This window comes from Streptomyces sp. NPDC052109 (genome assembly GCF_040680195.1).
Classification (GTDB): domain Bacteria; phylum Actinomycetota; class Actinomycetes; order Streptomycetales; family Streptomycetaceae; genus Streptomyces.
Genome location: NZ_JBFAWF010000026.1, coordinates 70838 through 88715, shown reverse-complemented (window position 1 = coordinate 88715; position 17878 = coordinate 70838). Strand labels below are relative to the sequence as shown.

General features: G+C 68.6%; 15 protein-coding genes and 1 pseudogene. 8 read left to right on the top strand and 8 right to left on the bottom strand.

Annotated features, from left to right (window positions below; translation table 11 throughout):
• Nucleotides 1–173: 173 nt before the first annotated feature.
• The 4 genes from AB0L59_RS35820 (at nt 174) to AB0L59_RS35805 (ending at nt 4774) form a co-directional block, all read left to right on the top strand.
• Nucleotides 174–950: a TnsA-like heteromeric transposase endonuclease subunit gene (locus AB0L59_RS35820; protein ID WP_365590908.1), complete on the top strand. Its 777-nt coding sequence runs from the start codon at nt 174–176 to the stop codon at nt 948–950.
• Nucleotides 947–3079: a Mu transposase C-terminal domain-containing protein gene (locus AB0L59_RS35815; protein WP_365590856.1), complete on the top strand. Its 2133-nt coding sequence runs from the start codon at nt 947–949 to the stop codon at nt 3077–3079. Before AB0L59_RS35820 ends, AB0L59_RS35815 begins: the two co-directional genes overlap by 4 nt.
• A 74-nt stretch (nt 3080–3153) precedes the next feature.
• Nucleotides 3154–4137 carry a TniB family NTP-binding protein gene (locus AB0L59_RS35810; protein ID WP_365590906.1) on the top strand — a complete coding sequence of 328 codons (984 nt, stop codon included), beginning with the start codon at nt 3154–3156 and terminating at the stop codon, nt 4135–4137.
• Between the two features lie 7 nt (nt 4138–4144).
• Nucleotides 4145–4774 carry a hypothetical protein gene (locus tag AB0L59_RS35805; RefSeq protein WP_365590854.1) on the top strand — a complete coding sequence of 210 codons (630 nt, stop codon included), beginning with the start codon at nt 4145–4147 and terminating at the stop codon, nt 4772–4774.
• Between the two features lie 166 nt (nt 4775–4940).
• On the opposite strand, the gene AB0L59_RS35800 is transcribed toward AB0L59_RS35805, so the two are convergent.
• The 8 genes from AB0L59_RS35800 to AB0L59_RS35765 form a co-directional block, all read right to left on the bottom strand.
• Nucleotides 4941–5399: a hypothetical protein gene (locus AB0L59_RS35800; RefSeq protein ID WP_365590852.1), complete on the bottom strand. Its 459-nt coding sequence runs from the start codon at nt 5397–5399 to the stop codon at nt 4941–4943.
• Between the two features lie 395 nt (nt 5400–5794).
• On the bottom strand, nt 5795–6169 hold the full coding sequence (locus AB0L59_RS35795; RefSeq protein WP_365590851.1) for a helix-turn-helix transcriptional regulator: 375 nt from the start codon (nt 6167–6169) through the stop codon (nt 5795–5797).
• Between the two features lie 14 nt (nt 6170–6183).
• Nucleotides 6184–7272, bottom strand: coding sequence for a tyrosine-type recombinase/integrase (locus AB0L59_RS35790; RefSeq protein ID WP_365590849.1), 1089 nt, complete (start codon nt 7270–7272; stop codon nt 6184–6186).
• Nucleotides 7273–7351: 79 nt separating this feature from the next.
• Nucleotides 7352–7759, bottom strand: coding sequence for an ATP-binding protein (locus AB0L59_RS35785; protein WP_365590847.1), 408 nt, complete (start codon nt 7757–7759; stop codon nt 7352–7354).
• Nucleotides 7756–9522 carry a Mu transposase C-terminal domain-containing protein gene (locus tag AB0L59_RS35780; protein WP_365590845.1) on the bottom strand — a complete coding sequence of 589 codons (1767 nt, stop codon included), beginning with the start codon at nt 9520–9522 and terminating at the stop codon, nt 7756–7758. Before AB0L59_RS35780 ends, AB0L59_RS35785 begins: the two co-directional genes overlap by 4 nt.
• Nucleotides 9523–9629: 107 nt before the next feature.
• Nucleotides 9630–10241 (bottom strand): ATP-binding protein, encoded by a 612-nt coding sequence (locus tag AB0L59_RS35775; RefSeq protein ID WP_365590905.1) that lies wholly within the window; start codon nt 10239–10241, stop codon nt 9630–9632.
• Nucleotides 10242–11307: 1066 nt separating this feature from the next.
• Nucleotides 11308–12003 carry a type 1 glutamine amidotransferase domain-containing protein gene (locus AB0L59_RS35770; RefSeq protein ID WP_365590843.1) on the bottom strand — a complete coding sequence of 232 codons (696 nt, stop codon included), beginning with the start codon at nt 12001–12003 and terminating at the stop codon, nt 11308–11310.
• A gap of 443 nt (nt 12004–12446) precedes the next feature.
• Entirely contained in the window at nt 12447–12671 is a 225-nt protein-coding gene (locus AB0L59_RS35765) for a hypothetical protein (protein WP_365590918.1), read from the bottom strand.
• Between AB0L59_RS35765 and AB0L59_RS35760 the strand changes: the two are divergent.
• From AB0L59_RS35760 to fumC, 4 genes and pseudogenes are all read left to right on the top strand, one after another.
• A pseudogene (locus AB0L59_RS35760) lies at nt 12634–13235 on the top strand (acetate uptake transporter). The gene AB0L59_RS35765 and the pseudogene AB0L59_RS35760 sit on opposite strands and share 38 nt — an antisense overlap.
• A gap of 355 nt (nt 13236–13590) precedes the next feature.
• The gene (locus AB0L59_RS35755) at nt 13591–14463 is read left to right on the top strand and encodes an SDR family oxidoreductase (protein ID WP_365590841.1); all 873 of its coding nucleotides are present in this window, start codon (nt 13591–13593) and stop codon (nt 14461–14463) included.
• Between the two features lie 153 nt (nt 14464–14616).
• Entirely contained in the window at nt 14617–16272 is a 1656-nt protein-coding gene (locus AB0L59_RS35750) for an NAD-dependent malic enzyme (protein ID WP_365590839.1), read from the top strand.
• Nucleotides 16269–17726 (top strand): class II fumarate hydratase, encoded by a 1458-nt coding sequence (gene fumC, locus AB0L59_RS35745; RefSeq protein WP_365590837.1) that lies wholly within the window; start codon nt 16269–16271, stop codon nt 17724–17726. Before AB0L59_RS35750 ends, fumC begins: the two co-directional genes overlap by 4 nt.
• Nucleotides 17727–17878 lie beyond the last annotated feature (152 nt).

Below are 17878 nucleotides of genomic sequence, written 5' to 3'. Positions count from 1 at the left end.
CATCAGGAAGCCGGCAGGCGTGCACGGGCCGTCGTCCGCCGGGGCGGTACCTCATCGCCCGGCACTCGTGATCAAAATCCGTGAAGCCGCCCGCCGCACAGGCAGGACGGGCTTGACTGGGGCGCGTGGGCAGCAAGGACGCAGCGGCCGCATCGGGCGGCCGCTCACAGCACATGCAGACGGATACCGGATCCGAGTGGGAGGCGGTCTTCGTCGACCCCATCGGGCAGGTGGTGCAGCAGCGGTGGGCGGACGCGGTCCTCGCGGTGGCCTTCGAGGAGCTGGAGCCGGTGTCGGCGTTCCCGGTGGTGCCGGGGCGGCGGTGGGGGCCCGGCCAGTGGTGGTCGGCCACGACCGGCCGGCATGTGGCCTGCGGGTCGGCCGCGATGCGGGCGCAGCTGATGGTGCTGGACCGCGATCCTGAGGTGGTCGGCCTGGCCGGGCGGCCGGTCCGTCTGCTGTGGCGGGACGCGCGCGGCCAGGTGCGCTCGTGGGTGCCGCAGCTCTTCGCCCGCCACCGCGACGGCACCGCTGTGCTGGCCGACTGCCCCAGCCATCCGGAGGCCGGCGGCGAGCGGGCGCAGCGGGCCGCGAAGGTCCTTGAGGCGGCGTGCGCGCAGGCCGGCTGGAGCTACCGGCGCCTTGAGCCGCTGGAGAAGACCCTGACGGCGAACCTGAAATGGCTGGCCGGCTACCGCCACCCCCGCAACGCCGGCCGTCCCGGTCTCGCGGCCGCCGTCCGTGAGACGTTCGCACAGCCGCGGCCGCTGATCGAGGGCGCGGAAGCAGTGGGCGACCCGATCGAAGTCCTGCCCGTCGTCTTCCACTCCCTATGGCACGGAAAGCTGATGACAGACCTGGAGACGCCGCTGCACGAGCGGGTCCTCGTCAGCACCGGCGCCGGTGGTGTGAACGGCCGCGGCGGCCCGGGCAGCGGGGATGGACGATGAGCGTGCGGCGTGGCGGGCGGCCGGTGCTGCAGGTGGGAGCGCACGTCCGTTTTCGTGACCGCGTCTGGCAGGTCATCGCTGTGGCGGGGCAGCAGGTCCACCTCGCCGGCGAGACAGGCGAAGACGAGACGGTCGTGGCCGGGCATCTGTTCGCCGACCCGTCCTTCACCATCGTGGGCGCCGAGATGCCCCAGGCCGTGACGCAGTGGGGTCTGTTCGAAACCGCGCCCGAGGAGGCGCGGCGCAAGGCGCTGGCCTGGCAGCGGCACATCAGCGAGGTGGAGTCCGGCCTGCCCGGCGGGCCGGACAGCGGCGGGGTGCCCCGGGCCGAGTACGATCCCGACCGGTTCACGCTCGCGCAGCGCGAGGAGGCCAAGGCCGCGGAGCTGACCGCGATCGGCTTCGGACCTGTCTCCCGGACCACGGTGCAGCGCATGCGCCTGGCCTACCGCAAGCAGGGCCTGTGGGGGCTGGTCGACCACCGCACCACCCGCCGGCCCGTGCCTACCGGGCGCACCGACGAACGCGTCATCACCGCCATCGAGGAAGCGCTGCGCCGCCAGCGCGGCCGCTCCAAAGGCACCGTCAAGGGCCTGATGCCCCTGGTCACGCAGATCCTTACCGACCGGCACGGCCGCGGCACAGTGACCGTCCCCTCCCAGGCCACCTTCTACCGGCTCGTCCACCAACTCGCCGGTCCCGCCGAACACCCCCACCGCCCCGCCCGCACTCTGCCCTCCCCGGCCGGCAGGCGGGCGTTCACTCCGACCGTGGCGCTGCGGCCGGGCGAGCAGGTGCAGGTCGACACCACGCGGCTGGACGTCCTGGCCGTCTTCGACGACGGCACCACCGGCCGGCCCGAACTCACGATCGCCGTAGATGTCGCCACCCGCGCCATCCTCGCCGCCGTCCTGCGCCCGGCCGGCACCAAGGCCGTGGATGCGGCCCTGCTGCTGGCGGAGATGACCGTCCCACACCCGGCCCGCCCCACCTGGCCCGACGCCCTGCGCCTCGCCCACACCCAACTCCCCCACCTGAAACGGCTGATGAGCCTGGACGAACGCCTTCAGGGCGCCGCCGCCCGTCCGGTCGTGGTGCCCGAGACGATCGTCGTGGACCGGGGCAAGATCTACCTGTCCACGGCGTTCACCGCCGCCTGCGAAACCCTCGGCATCAGCGTCCAGCCCACCCCGCCCCACGCCCCCGCCGCCAAAGGCATCGTCGAGCGCACCTTCGGCACCATCAACGCCCTGCTGTGCCAGCACCTGCCCGGCTACACCGGCTCCGACGTCACCCGCCGCGGACCGGATGCCGAAACCGAGGCCTGCTTCAGCGTCGCCCATCTGCAGGACCTGCTCGACGAATGGCTCATCCACTACCACCACCGCCCCCACGAAGGCCTGCGCCACCCCACCCTGCCCAAGAAGGCCCTCACCCCGAACCAGATGTGGGCCGCGCTCATCGCCGTGGCCGGCCACGTGCCCCTCCCCCTCAGCGGCAGCGACTACCTCGAACTGCTGCCGGTGCGCTGGCAGGCCATCACCGAACGCGGCATCCGTATCGACCACCGCACCTACGACGCGGACATCCTCGCCCCCTACCGCGGCCAGCCCTCCCCCGTCACCGCGCGCGGCGGCAAATGGGAAGTCCACACCAACCCCCACGACGCCCGCCAGGTCTGGATCCGCCTGCCCGACGGACACCTGTCAGAGATCCCGTGGATCCACCGCGACCACATCCACGAGCCGTTCAACAGCGCCACCTGGCAGCACATCAAAACCATCACCGCCCGCCACGGCGACCGCGACACCCACGAAGCCGACCTCGCCGACGCCCTCGACCAGCTCATGCGCCGCGTCCAGACCAGCACCGCCACCGCAGGCGAGCAACGCCTGATCACCCGCACCGCACCGCTGAAAACGCCCCCGCCGGCGGCCGACCACCGCACGCCCCACACCCCGGGCCCTCAGGCCGACGGATGGGACGACGACAGTCTCGACGACCTCGACGACCTGCCTGACGACCCAGAGCAGGCTGACGGCGAGGAGGAAACCGTCGACAGCGACGCGCCCGTCCCGTACACCGGCCTCGGCCTCTACGACCCCGCCCAGGAAGCCCTCAACTGGTGACCCACCCCGCACACCACCACACCGCCACCGAGGTACCACTGCCCGGCACGCACGCAGCAGAGCCGGAGTGGCCGATCACCACCTGGCAGGGCTGGCAGCACTTCGCCACCACCCCACCCCTCGCCCCGCCACAGCCCGGCGACGCACCCCGCAGCACAGAAGAACGCCTCGCCTACCACTCCGCGTTCGTCACCGTCCGCACCCCAGCCATCAACACCCTCGCCACCCAGGTCCGCACCCTCATGCTGCTCGGCCGCCACCAGCAGAACACCGCCCGGCCCTCACTGATCGTCACCGGCCCCGCCGCGGCCGGAAAGACCACCGCACTCCTCGAAGTCGGACGCACCTGCCACCTCGCCCACACCCGCAAACACCCCGCCCCGCCCGGACGCACCCACCAACAAGTGCCGGTCGCGTACCTGCTGGTGCCGCCCGGCGCCACCGCGAAAACCCTCGCCACCGAATTCGCCCGCTACCTCGGCATCCCCGTCACCACCCGCATGACCCAGGCCCAGATCACCAGCGCCGTCTGCCACACCTACACCCAAGCCGGCGTCCGCCTCGTCCTCATCGACGAAATCCACCGCCTCAACCCCCGCACCACCACCGGCGCCGAAGCCGCCGACCTCCTCAAAGACCTCACCGAACGCATCAAAGCAACCTTCGTCTACACCGGCATCGACGTCGCCACCACACCCCTGTTCGCCGGAGTCCGCGGCGCCCAACTCGCCGGCCGCGCCAGCCTCATCACCTGCGGCCCCCTCCCCGCCCGCCACGGAAACACCCGCCCCTTCACCAACCTCATCACCGACATGGAAAACGCCCTCGACCTCACCCAGCACACACCCGGCACACTCCCCCGCCACGCCTCCTACCTCCACCAGCGCACCGCCGGCCGCATCGGAAGCCTCGCCCGCCTCATCCGCCAAGCAGCCATCACCGCCATCTGCGACGGCACCGAACGCATCACCAAGAAAACGCTGGACGCCATCCAGCTCGACCACCTCGCCGAAGAAGCAAGCCGCCCCCGAACCCGCCAACCCGCCAGAACGGCATGATGCGGACATGAAGACGACCACCGAGACGCCGGGCGGCGACGAGTTCGCTGCCCTCTGCCGACAGGCCTGGGACACCCTGATCCCCGCCCGCGCCAGCTACCTCGCCGGCGTCTCACCTCACTACGACGAGGTCCTCCACGACGTCGCGCAGCGCACCGAGCACACCGGCAGCCTCGGCAAGACGAACATCGCAGCCCTCGTCGTATGGAAACGGCTCTCCGCGCAAACCCGTTGGGTGACAGCACTCATGTCCCTGCCCGACACCCACGTACGAGCCGTCACCGAGCGAGCCGTCACCGCCGTCCGCGACACCACCCTCACCCGCAGCGAAGCCGCCCGCACCGGACGCAGCATCATCGCCGAACTGCCCGGCTTCCACACCGGCGACGCCCTCGCCTCAGCCATCCTGACCGCAGCAGCACCCCAGCGGATGGCCGTCTACGACCGCCGCGTCCAACACACCCTCGACACCCTCCGCCTCCCCCTCACCCCCACACCGGGACGCTACGGCCGCTACCTCCAGCTCCTCGACGGCCTCCTCCACCACGGCGCGGCACACGCCGACGGCTGGAGTGCACGCGACATCGACACCGCCCTGTACTGGACCGGCAGACCCGACCCAACGCCAAGCCGCTGACCAGCACAAACCCGCACCAGCTCTCTAGATGCCGGGCATTATCACCAACAGCACTCCGCTGTTATCAACAAACTCAGAACAACCACAGGCCAGATGCCCCATCAGCATCGCCTCCAGCGTCCCGCAAGCACCGGGACCGCTATCAAGGAATCCACAACACCCCAGCTCAAGCCACCCTCACCACACCAACTACGAACCCCGGAATCACAGCGATGGTTTTCAGGTGGTTGGGGTGTAGCCCGAGTTGCCGGGCTTGCTCGCGTTGGATCAGCAGGAAGTTGGCGAACCCTTCGATCTGGGGCCGCAGTGGGCTGGGGGTGGCTTCGATGCGGCGGACACGGCGCGCTGCTGCCCGGCTGTCGGCGAGGTGCGGTGGCGGGTCGAGGTGGCGGTGGGTACGGAAGAAGTCGGCGAGTGCTCCGATGAGTTCCGGAGCGTTGCGTTGGGCGTGCGCGAGCAGTGTGCGGGGGTCGCCGGTCGTGGTCGTCAGGATCAGGCGCGCGGTGGTGGCGACGACGTCGGCCGCGTAGATGGGGTGGCGGTGGGCGGCGAGGTGCGTGGCGAAGTCGTTCCACCAGGGTGGTGGGGCGGGCATGCGCTCGGCCCATCCGGTCGCGCGGGTCATGACGGTGTGTGGTGAGTGCTCGTAACAGCGCTTGCACAGGCTCTTGGCCCACTGCCCGAGGGTTTTGCAGCGCGCACAGCGTGCCGGTGGTGCGGTGGCGGGATCGGTACAGGCCCGGCAGCGCTGGGTGGCAGCGTCGAGGGTACGTCGGCGCCCGCAGTGCTGACAGGGGCCCAGGGCCGGTTGTCCTGCCGAGCGGCGCCGGCATGCCGCGCACAGATCCTGGGCGGACCGTCGTGGAGCGCCGCAGAGGGTGCAGGTACGGGAGCACCATGCGCAACGGCCCGTGTCCGGGTGCAGCCAGCGCAGTCGGTGGCAGGCCGAGCAGTTGTCTTTGACGGTCCGCGACGCCCTGGCGACGGTGGCGGGCGGACGCGTGGCGGAGTTGGACGCGGTCATAGCGGTGGCAGGGACCGGTGACGGGGTCCGGGCTGTTGCTGCGGGGATGGCGTAGCAGGCGTGGGGGCGATGCGCGGCGTGGAGGGTGAGGACGCGGTGGGTTCGCGCAAGGTCAACAGGTCGCCCGGGGTGCAGTCGAGCGCTGCGCACAGGGCGGCCAGGGTGGACAGCTTCACCTGGGAGGGCTGCTTGGTGAACAGCGCGGAGACCGAGGCGGCGGACAGTGTGAGACCGGCCCGCTCGGCCAGGAGGCAGCGCAGCTGCGTGCCTGTCCAGATGCCGCGCTGTGCCGCGGCGATCCGCAGCTTCCATTCCACCTCGGGCGCAGGAGCAGCGGGTTCGACGGCACGGAGAGGAGGGGGTGTGGTCATCCGGAGCTCCCAGGTCAGCTGGCCAGGCCGGTGACGGCGATGAGCGTGGCGCGGCGCCAGGCGTCCTCGACGAAGGTGAGGCTGGGCCGTACGTAGGCCATGGTGGAAGCGATGTGGTGGTGGCCGAGGAGCTGCTGGACGGTGAGCAGGTCCATGCCCTGCTCGTAGTGGTGCGTGGCGCAGGCACGGCGCAGGTCGTGCGGGGTGAACCGGTCGCTCTCGGGGCGGCCTTCGCTATCCAGGAGACGTGAGAGGCGGTCGCGTACGGTCTCCGGCTTCAGGGCCTCGCCGTAGGCGTCACAGAACAGCGCGGCGGTGTCGGGGAACAAGGGACGGATGTCGCTCTGGTACCAGGCAAGGATCTGGTCCAGTCCGTCGAGCATGGGTGCCCATCTCGGGCGTGGTCCCGAGGCGTTGGCCGCCTTGCCGAACCGCACGTGGAGCTTGCCGCACGGGCCGAGTCCGGGATGGACGTCGCACAGATCCAGGCGGAGCGCTTCGCTGAGCCGCAGAGCGGAGTGGTACAGCGTGCGCAGCAGCGCGTAATCGCGCGCCGCGGCCGGATAGTCGGACGTGACGGCCAGCCGGGCGCGGGCGAAAGCGAAGAAAGCGGTGAGGCGCTCGGCCGTGGGCGGCAGCCGGCGAGAAGGCTCGTCCCACACGTGGCGCAGCCGGTTGAACCGGTCCAGCGGATCGGCCACCGTCGTGCCATACAGGGCGTGGATCTCGGTCGCGTAGCGCAAGCGTACGAACGTGTGGAACGCCCGCAGCATGTCCAGATAGCGGCGCCTGGTTCCCGCGCTCCGGCCCGCGAGCAGCAGACTGTGCAGCATCGCGTCCACGTCGACGGGCTCGATCTGCCACACCGGCGCCTGGAAGTGGGCCAGCACCCGCGGAAGCAGGGAGGTGTAGTCACCGATCGTGCTCGGGGCGAACCCCCGCACCACCCACGTGTTCGCGAACGCGCGGGCGCAGCCGGCCTGGAAGTCCCACACATCCGGTACCCGTCCGGCGTCACGGACCAGGTCGGTGAGCCCGCCCTCCACCAGCCGAAGAAGAGGCCTCTCCCCCACGTTCTCCACCGCCATCACGTCGACGCCCACCTCGGTTAAGGCAGCACCTGAACCATGCAAGCACCACCGAAGGAATCAACGAGACGGCTGAAGAAAGGCAACTCCCGCCTCACCGCCAACCACGCAACCCACACGCCTCCCCGTTGAGCCACTGGGCCTCGTCCACGAGGAAGACGCGGGGGCGTTCGGCCAGGGCGGTTTTCAGTAGGCGGTCGAATTCGCTGGGGTGGCGCGGCGGTTCACCGGCCAGGTCGAGCGCGGTGAACAGTTCGTAGCGCACCGCGCGGGCGGTGGGACGGGCCCGGAAAGTGATTTTGCGGACGTCCTCGTGCGGTTCGAGTCCGCGCAAGCAGGTGTTGACGGCGAGGGTCTTGCCGAAGCCGGCGCCGCCGTGGATGCACATCATGGCCCGCGCGGTGACCGTGTCGGTGATGTTCTCCCGGGCGGTGAGCAGGGCGCGGGTGGTGACCACGGACGCATCGGGCAGGTCGACGTACTGGTAGGTGGCCGCGGTCACGTGGCGTCTCCGTCTTCAGCAGGGTCTGCGGCTTGTCCGGGCGGACCGTCGGGAACGGGTTCGGGCTGGAGCGAAACTGGACGGTCCGGCGTGGTTCGGGTGGCGAGGGAGGGCGGTGTGCGCCAGTCGGCCGGCGGCGCGGCGGGCGGGATGAGGTCCGGCAGCGCCAGCTTCGAGGCGTCGGTGTGCTCGACGGCGGCCAGTTCATCCCCGGCTTGAGCGGAGGTGAGGGCTCCCAGCCGTTGGGCCGGCCCGGCCGTGGTGGCCGGGGCGAAGCGCTGTCGGCGCAGCGTCTCGGCGGCTTTCACCTCGGCGCGCAGACGTCGGGCACGCTCCGCACGGGCTGTGCGCAGGGCATCGAGTTGTTCGGGGGTGGCCGCGTCCGCGAGGTGCGCGGGCCCGAGATAGCCGCCGCGCGCGTCACAGATGTCGATCTCGTGATCGTGGTGCGGCATGTAGCGCACGGTGACGGTACGGCCGGCCTGGCCGGTCATCCACGGTGCGATGTAGCTGCGCCCGCGCCACCGCACACCATGACTGGTCAGCTTCCGCGGGCGGCCGTCGTCCTCCAGGGTGAACGTCCACAGGTCGGCGGCGGGAATGTCCGTGACAGGGGTCGGATCGGCCTGCCATGCCTCAAGCGGCGTACGGCCGGACAGCGCCTTGGGACGGTGCTCGGTGTTCCACCAGTGGGTCCAGGCCAGCACCTCCGCGGTGAAGTCCTGAAACGACATGGCATCGGACGTCTCCGGCTTGCCCACGCCTTTGCGTCGCCGGCCGGAGCGGGGCTTGGTGAGGGTGTAGCCGGGCAGGGCCGCGAACAGCATCCGGTCAACGGCTCGGTTGAGGTTTTCCACCGTGCCCTTGAGATGGGGGCTGTAAGCGGGAAGGTCCTTCACCGTCACGCCCATCGTGCCGAACGCGGCGGTGACGGTGGTCGACAGGAAGTCCTTGCCCCGGTCCACCCGCACCTGCTCCGGTGTCCCTCCCGCGGGGCCGTAGGGCTCCTCACGCAGCACAGCGGCGCGCAGCGCGGCCAGCACGGAGGCACGGGAAGGAACGCCAGGGGTGACCGCGGTGCCGGTGATGACTTTGGTGGCGGTGTCGATGAACCAGGTCACCCACGGGCGCACCAGGTCACCGTCGGCATCGACCAGCAGCGGTGCCTGGACATGATCGGCCTCCCATACGTGATTGCGCCAGGAGGCCGCCCGTTTACCGAAGACGTCATGCGCGCGTGCTGCATCCGGTCCCGTCGCAAGACCGGCCCGCTCCCCCGCGGTGAGATCACGACGCACCGCGCGCAGAAACGTCGACAACGACGGCACCGGGTCCAGCAACGGCACCGCAGCCGGCGGGGCGCCCGCGGGAGAAGCCGCGGAGTCAGACGCCGCCGTCGGCTGCTCTTCACGGCCGCCGGTCTGGGCCCGGGCCACCAACTGGCGGTAGACCGCGGAAGCGTTGCCGTGCCAGTACGCCAACAGCACCCGGATCTCCCTGGTGACCTCGAACCGGTCACCGCTGCGTTCCCCGGGGCGGATCGCGGCCTGAGGCGACCGGGAGGCCTCAGCCAGCCACCGCCACACCGTCCGCTCCGACACCCCCAGGCACTCCCCAGCCAGGCGCACATGCTCCCGCGACAGCCGCCGCTCGGCGCGCAGCGCCAGCAGACGACGCACCGCCGGCGCCCGCAACGCCGTCAGCGACTCCTCCCCCAAAACACCGGCCGGATCCTCTGGCGGCGCCATCGGCTGCCCGTCCACGCCATGCCCCTTCGTTCTCATCCGCTTTCCGTGAAGCCCGTCTTCGTTCACCCCGTCGGAACAGGTGAAGGCCCCCCGTACACGAGCCCTCCGAGCAGCGCGGACCGTCACGGGTAAGGGCCAAGACGCGCGCAGGCCTGCTCGATCAACTCCCGGTCCACACGCCGTGCGGGACCGCGCTCGCGGGCTGCGTAGACATGCGACGTGATCTTCGCCCACGTGCGGAAATTGCCGCGCGCCATCTGCTCATCCACCCGCGCAAGGTCCTCCGGGTTCGCCTGCGCCCACACCGGATGGAACAGGGTCAGCGCCTGCGGCACTTGAGACGGCTCAAGCCGGCCGACCTGATGCCAGGTCAGCACTCGCGAGCGCATTGCCGAAGCACGAGCAAGGGCCCGCTCGCTTCCGGCCCCACACAGCACCAGCGCCGCCGCACAGCCCGGCGCGTCCCACAACTGCCGCAGGTAATCCAGCAATGGCGGCGTCAGCCGCTGGGCGTCATCGAGAAACAGCACACCCGGCTCGGCCAGTGCCCGCGTCAAAGCCTGGCTGGCCGGCCCGGCCCGGTGCGGCAGCGCCCCCGACGGCAGCCCGAGCGATTCACACAGCGAGGCCCGCAGCCGTGGCAGACCGGGTGCCCGGCCGGCCACCGCCCGCCACACCGGCACCCGGCCGGGCAGAAGATGCAAAGCCTGCTCGACGGCGACCGTCTTCCCCAGGCCCGTGTCCCCCTACACACAGCACATCCCGCGGGCCGCGACCGCATGCCCCACAGCCTCCGCCACAGCGGCCACCTGCCGTGTGGACACCAGCCGGGCCCCCGGCACATACAACCGCACACCGCCGCCCCGCACCCCCGCATCCGCGGCGCCCTCCAGCACCGGCACGTCGACGGCCGGCCCATCGACAACAAGCGGACCACCCGCCCCGTCCACGAGCCCCACAACTGCCAACGCCCGGTCATACCGGCTCGGCTCCAGCCCCACCCTGGCCCCTGCCGGACGAGCTACTTCAAGAACCCGGCCCGCCCCCAGATCCCGCTTGATCACCCGGTGCAGCGTCGGCAGCGAGAGCACACACTGCGCACCCCACCCCTCCAACAACCCCCTCTTCCTGGGCCCGGAGCATCCTGCGACGCAACTCCCGCGACGTTCCCACCCGCCTCCCCGAGGACCTCCCACAAGGCGTCACTCAGCGAAAACCCGTCCTACCGCGGCCGCGCCTCGACACGGCCCCCGGCGCCCATCAGCCAGCCACCGCCACACCGTCCGCTCCGACACACCCGCCAACCCCGCCGCGATCCGCACATGCAGCGCCGACAGCGTCCCCTCCCCATCCACCGCAAGAAGCCGACGCACCACCACACCCCCCCGGGCCAACAGCACACCCCCCGTCAGCGCAGCCCCAGCCGACCCCGCCCGGAACTCACCCGCCGAAACCCCCTGAACCGTCATACAGCCCAGCCCACCCCACCCCGACAACCCCTCACACAGGAACAGCGAAACCCATGACAGCCAGCAACCAACCAGCCAGCCCCACCACAACACCCGCTTGATCACCCCATGACAGCGACCACAACCCCGTCCTGGACCTACTACCAGCACACCCACATCACGAACCCGCCGACGCCCACCCGCTGCCACCCCACCACCCACTCACAACCGCGACGCGGCCCTGGAGGGGGTGGGCGGTGTTCTGCGTGGACATGGGTGCACCTTCCGGAGGAGGAGCCAGGTTGGCGTGCCGCCGGGCCGCTTCTGAGATGTCCGGATCCCAACTCCGGTCTCAGGAAAGAACCTTGACCACTTCCCGCGCCAGCGGCCCCGACGAAGCCGGATTCTGTCCCGTGTGGAGGTTGCCGTCCGACACAATGTACGGCTCCCAGGCGGGACCACGTGTGTACTTGGTGGGGAGCTTCTTCAGCTCGTCCTCCAGCAGCCACTTCGCGTCCTTGGCGAAACCGACGCCCTCTTCTTCCTCGTTGCAGAATCCGGTCACGTTGAGGCCCGCGAAGGGCGTTTTGCCGTGCTCGTCGCGGGTCGCGAGGATCGCGGCAGGGGCGTGGCAGACGATGGCGAGGGGCTTGCCCGACGCGAGTGCCTTGCGGAGCAGTACGGCGGAGTCCGCGTCGAAGGCGAGATCTTCCATTGGGCCGTGCCCGCCCGGGTAGTAGACCGCGTCATAGTCCTCGAGTCGCACGTCCTTGATGGCGACGGGATGGCGGAGCTGTTCGGCCGACTCGATGACCGCCGTCTCCTTGAGCATGTTCTCCTCGCCGCCCGCGTACCGGGGCTGCAGGCTCATGGTGTCGACGACGGGGATAACGGCGCCCGGCGTTGCCACGGTGACCTCGTAGCCAGCGTCCGTAAAGACACTGTAGGGTGCTACAAATTCCTCGGCCCAATATCCAGTCGGATGGCGATGTCCATTCTTGAATGTCCAGTAGCTTGCACCGGTAAGTACAATAAGAATTCGACCCACGACTGATCCCCCCTTGATGTTGGGGCGCGCTCATATATCATTTTATGCTACCCGCGCCGGGCGACCGCGGCAACCGGAGGATGTATTCGCGGCGACGCGGAACTTCAATACACGGCGCTCGCATTCACGTTCCCGTCGGCGTCGGTTTCAATACCGCCCGAATTTCCGCGGTTATGTGGCAAGTGAAAATCACCAGCAGGCCACGTTAATTGCTCTCCGGGGCTTCTACAGGGAGCAACTCCCTCTGGTGGATCTCCGACGGATGCGCCTCGGTCTCTGATTCGTTCAGGTGTGCTCGCCCCAGCAAGGTGGAGGCGGCTACTCCAGCATGGTGGAACGGCGGATGTGGTGCTTGAGGTCGGCGGCGCTCGTGATGATCATTCGCTCTGGGGTGCTGCACCATCGAAGCGCCATGCCGAGACTTTGTCCATAGCCTGCCAGTGTCACGTGCCCGCTTCGATTTCATCTCCGGCGAACCATACGCAACCTGTTGGCCAGCTTGACACGAGCAGCAAAACGAGACGCAGATAGGGTACTTCCGTGTCGAATCCGTCGTCGTCCGTACCTGCGGCTCCGCCGTCTGGACTCACCGCGCCCGACCCTGCGCCGCTCGGCCTCATTGCATTCAGCATGGCAAACATCATCCAGAGTTTCTTCAATGCCGGCATCAATCCGGCCCTCTTTCCTGCCGCGCGGCCCCTCGAGTTCTTCGTGGGCGGCGTTGTCCAGATGATCGCGGGTATCTTTGAGTTCAGGCAGGGGAGCAGGCTGGGTGCACAGCGTTCACCGTGCTCGGCGCGTTCTGGCTGTGCTTCGTGGTCTCCGCCAGGTTCATCGTCGTTACATTGCCCCTGGAACAGGCCCACACGGGGATGGGCCAGTTTCTGCTGCCGTGGGCAGTGATCCTCCTCGTCCTCACGCTTGCGGCAGTTCGAACTACGGGCGTGCTCCTGGCCGCATTCGTCTCCACTACCATTAACGTTTCCGTCCTCACGGCAGGCGAGTTCGTCGAATCCACCATGTTGATCAGGGTTGCGAGCGGCTTCGGCTTCTTCACCGCGGCGCTCGGCCTGTACGGTGCGTTCGCGGGCCTCGTCAACGGAACGTGGGGCCGACACGTGATCCCGACCTACCTGGACCCCGGCAAACGTCTCGAACGGCTTGCCCGCGGCAAGGCACGCCCTACGTCGGTTACCTCGTCCGCGGCGGAGCACCCTGAGCTCTCGAACTGAGCCGCGGTGGTACGCGAGCTCGGGTAAGTCTTCGAGGCCAATAGCTCGATGCTGAGTTGCCGAAGCGTGGGCCGGAATTCAATGCGGGCCAGATCGAGTTCGCTGAGTTGCCGGGAGGCCCATGCGGGCCCAGACTGAATACTGGGTACGGCGTGGGGACCGTCGGGGCCCGATCTGAAGATCCAGGTGGCGCTGCGTGTGGCAGACGGCTTCAAGGCTTGACCGCAGTCACCTCGCCCGGCCTCACCTTTTGCTCACAAGACCACCGCGAGGTGCGTGCCGTTGGGCGTTTCCTGCAGTGTGCCGGTCCCTGCAGCGCCGTGGAGTGACGAGGACGTGAAAGGAACGAGTCCACATGGCGAATGCAGCGTTGAAGGACTTGAGGAAGGTCCTCATCACGGGAGCAGGCACCGGCTTCGGGTTCGAGGCCGCCATGCGCCTCGCCGAGAAGGGCTTCGACGTGATCGCCGGGGTGGAGATCTACGCCCAGGTGCAGACGCTGAAGTGGCAGGCGGCGGAGCGAGGAGTCGAGCTTCAGGTCGTGAAGCTCGACGTCACGAACGACGGAGACCGCCGCAAGGCCCTCGACTGGGGTGTGGAGATCCTGGTGAACAACGCCGGTGTCGGTGAGGGCGGCTCCACGGTTGACATTCCCGAGGCGAACATCCGGCACCAGTTCGAGGTCAACGTCACCGGTCCGCTGGTCCTCACCCAGGGAATCGTCAAGCAGATGATCAAGCGCGGGGCCGGCCGCGTCGTTTGGATGTCCTCTCGGGAGGGCCTGAACGTCAATCCCTTCACCGGCATCTATTCCGCCTCCAAGCACGCGGTCGAGGCCATCGCCGAGACCATGGCCTACGAGTTGCAGGAGTACAACATCGAAGTCGCCACGGTCAACCCGGGGCCCTTCCTGACCGGCTTCAACGACCGCATGTTCCAGACCTGGGAGAGCTGGGAGGACGACGCCTCGCAGCGGCTCTTCGACTACTCCAAGCTCGCCTTCCCCCGCCCGCAGTTCGACCCCGAACCGGTCTTTGCCACGCTGACGGCCGTAGCCGCCGGGGAGGTCGACAGCTTCAGAAACCTGGAGCCCAAATCGATGCTTGAGGAGACCAAGCAGCTCCAGGCGGTTCCATGGGAGCGCAAGGTCACGGACGGCCTCGGGACCCGGCATCCGGCTATCCAGCGTTCCTACGAGATGAAGCCCGAGACTCCCGTGACCGTCTAAGGACGCTGAAGGCAGCGGCACGGGCAGGCCGTGGAGGCAAAGCAAGAGCTTGGCGAGAGCTGACCCCCAGGGGGCCCGGGACGTTTTCCCGCCGTGCGAAGCCACGCTCGCTTTTGAGCGCTCAGCACTCGCAACAGCTGGAGGTACACCACAATGCCTGTCAAGCCGACCGTGCTGCAGGATCGCTATCGCAACCGCGGTACCGCGTACACGCTGGAGGAGCGGGCGAGGCTGGGGATCACGGGGCGGCTGCCGGCAGCGGTCGAGACACTCGACGAGCAGGCCCGCCGGGCCTACGCACAGCTGTTGCAGCAGCCTTCCAACCTGCACAAGTACATCTACCTCAACGAGGTCCACGACCGGAACCAGGTGCTGTACTTCAGGCTGCTTGGCGACCACCTCGAGGAGCTGCTCCCGGTCGTCTACGACCCCACGGTCGGCGAGGCGATCGAGAAGTGGTCGGTCGACTACCGCGACTCGCGCGCGGTGTACCTGTCGATCGACCGCCCGGACGACATGAGGGCCTCGTTCCAATCGCTGGGCCTCGGCGCGGACGACGTCGATCTGATCGTCGTCTCCGATGCCCAGGAGATCCTGGGCATCGGAGACTGGGGTGTCAACGGGACCGACATCTCCATCGGGAAACTCGCCGTCTACACGGCCGCCGCGGGCATCGACCCCAACCGCGTCATCGCCGTGAACCTCGACGTGGGGACGGACAACGAGCAGCTGCTCAACAATCCGTCCTATCTGGGCAACCGGCACGCACGTGTCAGCGGCCGGCGCTACGACGACTTCATCGCCCGGTACCTTCAGACCGCGTCCGAGCTGTTCCCGAACGCGTTGCTGCATTTCGAGGACTTCGGGCCGTCGAATGCCCGGCGGATCCTAGTGGAGAACGCCGACAAGTACCGGATCTTCAACGACGACATGCAGGGTACCGGCGCGATCGTCATGGCTTCTGCGTTCTCGGCCCTGAAAGTCACCGGAGGACGCTGGCCCGAGCAACGGCTCGTCGTCTTCGGGGCGGGCACCGCCGGCACCGGCATGGCCGATCAGATCCACGCGGCGATGCTCAGGGACGGTGCGACCCCCGACGAGGCGAAGAAGAACATCTGGCTGATCGATGTCCACGGTCTGGTGACCGATGATATGCCGGACCTCCCCGACTACCAGCAGGTCTACGCGCGCTCGAAGTCCGAGGTCGGCGGGTGGGGTGACGGTGAGATCGATCTCCTCACCACGATCCGACACGTCAAGCCCACCATCCTCATCGGCACCTCCACGGCCCACGGCGCGTTCACCGAGGATGTCGTAAGGGCGCTGGCACAGGGTGTCGAGCGCCCGATCCTGCTGCCCCTGTCGAATCCGACGAGTCGCATCGAGGTCATGCCATCGGACGCGGTGCCCTGGACCGAGGGCAGGGCACTGATGGCGGTCGGGATCCCGGTCGAGCCGGTGCAGTACAACGGCGTCTCCTACGAGATCGGGCAGGCGAACAACGCCCTCCTCTACCCGGGGCTCGGCCTGGGCACCATCGTGTCGGGAGCCGGCCGCGTCACGGACAACATGCTGCTCGCCGCAGCCGAGGCAGTGGCAGGCCAGGTCGATGTGTCGGCGCCCGGAGCATCGCTCCTGCCGCCGGTTGCGAACCTGAGGGCGTCGTCCGCGACGGTCGCGGTCGCCGTCGCCAAAGCCGCGGCAGCGGACGGTGTCGCGACTAAGTCTCATGACAACCTCATTCAGGCGGTCCAGGACGCGATGTGGGACCCGGTCTATCGCCCGGACGACCTGGAGGGCGGGCAATGAGCGACAACCAGTCGACCCGGGAGATGAAGGACCTGCCGATCGGGATCCATGCCAGCGGAAGCCGGCAGGAATTCGACAGTATGGGCACGGTCGACGTGCCGGCGGACCGGTACTGGGGGGCGCAGACGCAGCGCTCGCTCCTCCACTTCTCCATCGGCGGCGACCGGATGCCGAAGGAGGTCTACCACGCCTACGGCTACGTGAAGAAGGCGGCAGCGCTCGTCAACGCTGCGGCCGGACGCCTGCCCGACTGGAAGAAGCAGGCCATCGTACGGGCGGCGGAGGAGACCATCGCCGGCAAGCTCGACGACCACTTTCCGCTCTACGTCTGGCAGACGGGGTCGGGCACCCAGAGCAACATGAACGTCAACGAGGTCATCTCCAACCGCGCGTCGCAGCTGCTCGGCGGCACGCTCGGGACCCAGGAGCCGGTCGCCCCGAACGACGACGTCAACATGGGCCAGTCCAGCAACGACAGCTTTCCGACCGCGATGCACATCGCCTCCGTCCAGGAGATCGACGAGCACCTGCTGCCGCAGGCCCGGGAGCTCGCCGCGTCCATCGAGGCGAAAGCCACGGAATGGGCCATGGTCGTCAAGATCGGCCGCACGCACCTTGAGGACGCCGTACCGCTCACCGTCGGGCAGGAATGGTCCGGCTACGCGGCGCAACTGCGCGCCTGCATCGAGGAGATCGAGCACAGCCGCGCCGGTCTGCTCGAACTCGCGCTGGGCGGCACCGCCGTCGGCACGGGGCTGAACGCACCCGAAGGCTTCAGCCGCGACGTCGCCGGCAAGATCGCCGCGCTGACCGGCAAGTCGTTCGTCACGGCTGAGAACAAGTTCATGGCACAGGGGTCCCTAGACCCGATGGTGCGGGCGCACGGCGCACTGCGCGGGCTGGCCGTCGCCCTGATGAAGATTGCCAACGACATGCGGTGGCTGGCCTCGGGTCCGCGTACCGGCTTCGCAGAACTGGAGCTCCCGCAGAATGAACCCGGTTCCTCGATCATGCCCGGCAAGGTCAACCCGACCCAGTGCGAAGCCATCGTCATGATCGCCATTCAGGTGCTCGGCAACGACACGGCAGTCGCCTTCGCCGGCAGCCAGGGCAACTTCGAGCTGAATGCCATGCGCCCGGTGATCATCAACAACTTCCTCCATTCCACGCGCATCCTCGCCGACGGAATGGAGAAGTTCCGCACCTTCTCCGTCAGCGGTACGCAACTCAACCGGGAGAAGATCGGACAGTACGTGGACGAGAGCTTGATGCTGGTCACGGCACTGAGCCCCGTCATCGGGTACCAGAACGCGGCACACATCGCCGAAGCCGCGCTGGCCAACGACCAGACACTCAAGGAGGCCGCGCTGGCAAGCGGTCACGTCGACGAGAAGACATTCGACTCCGTCGTCGACCCCCTTTCCATGGTGGGCCACGGCGCCTCCGGCGCCTGACACGCTCCGGCAGTGGCGGCAGGACTTGCTGAGGCACGGAGCCTGTGCGTGGCTTTTTCAAGGTCGGACGGGACGCTTCCGGCTGGTGAGCATTTACGCCGTAATCCTGTATTACGAGGACCACGGATCCGATCGGCGGATCGTTCTGAGCG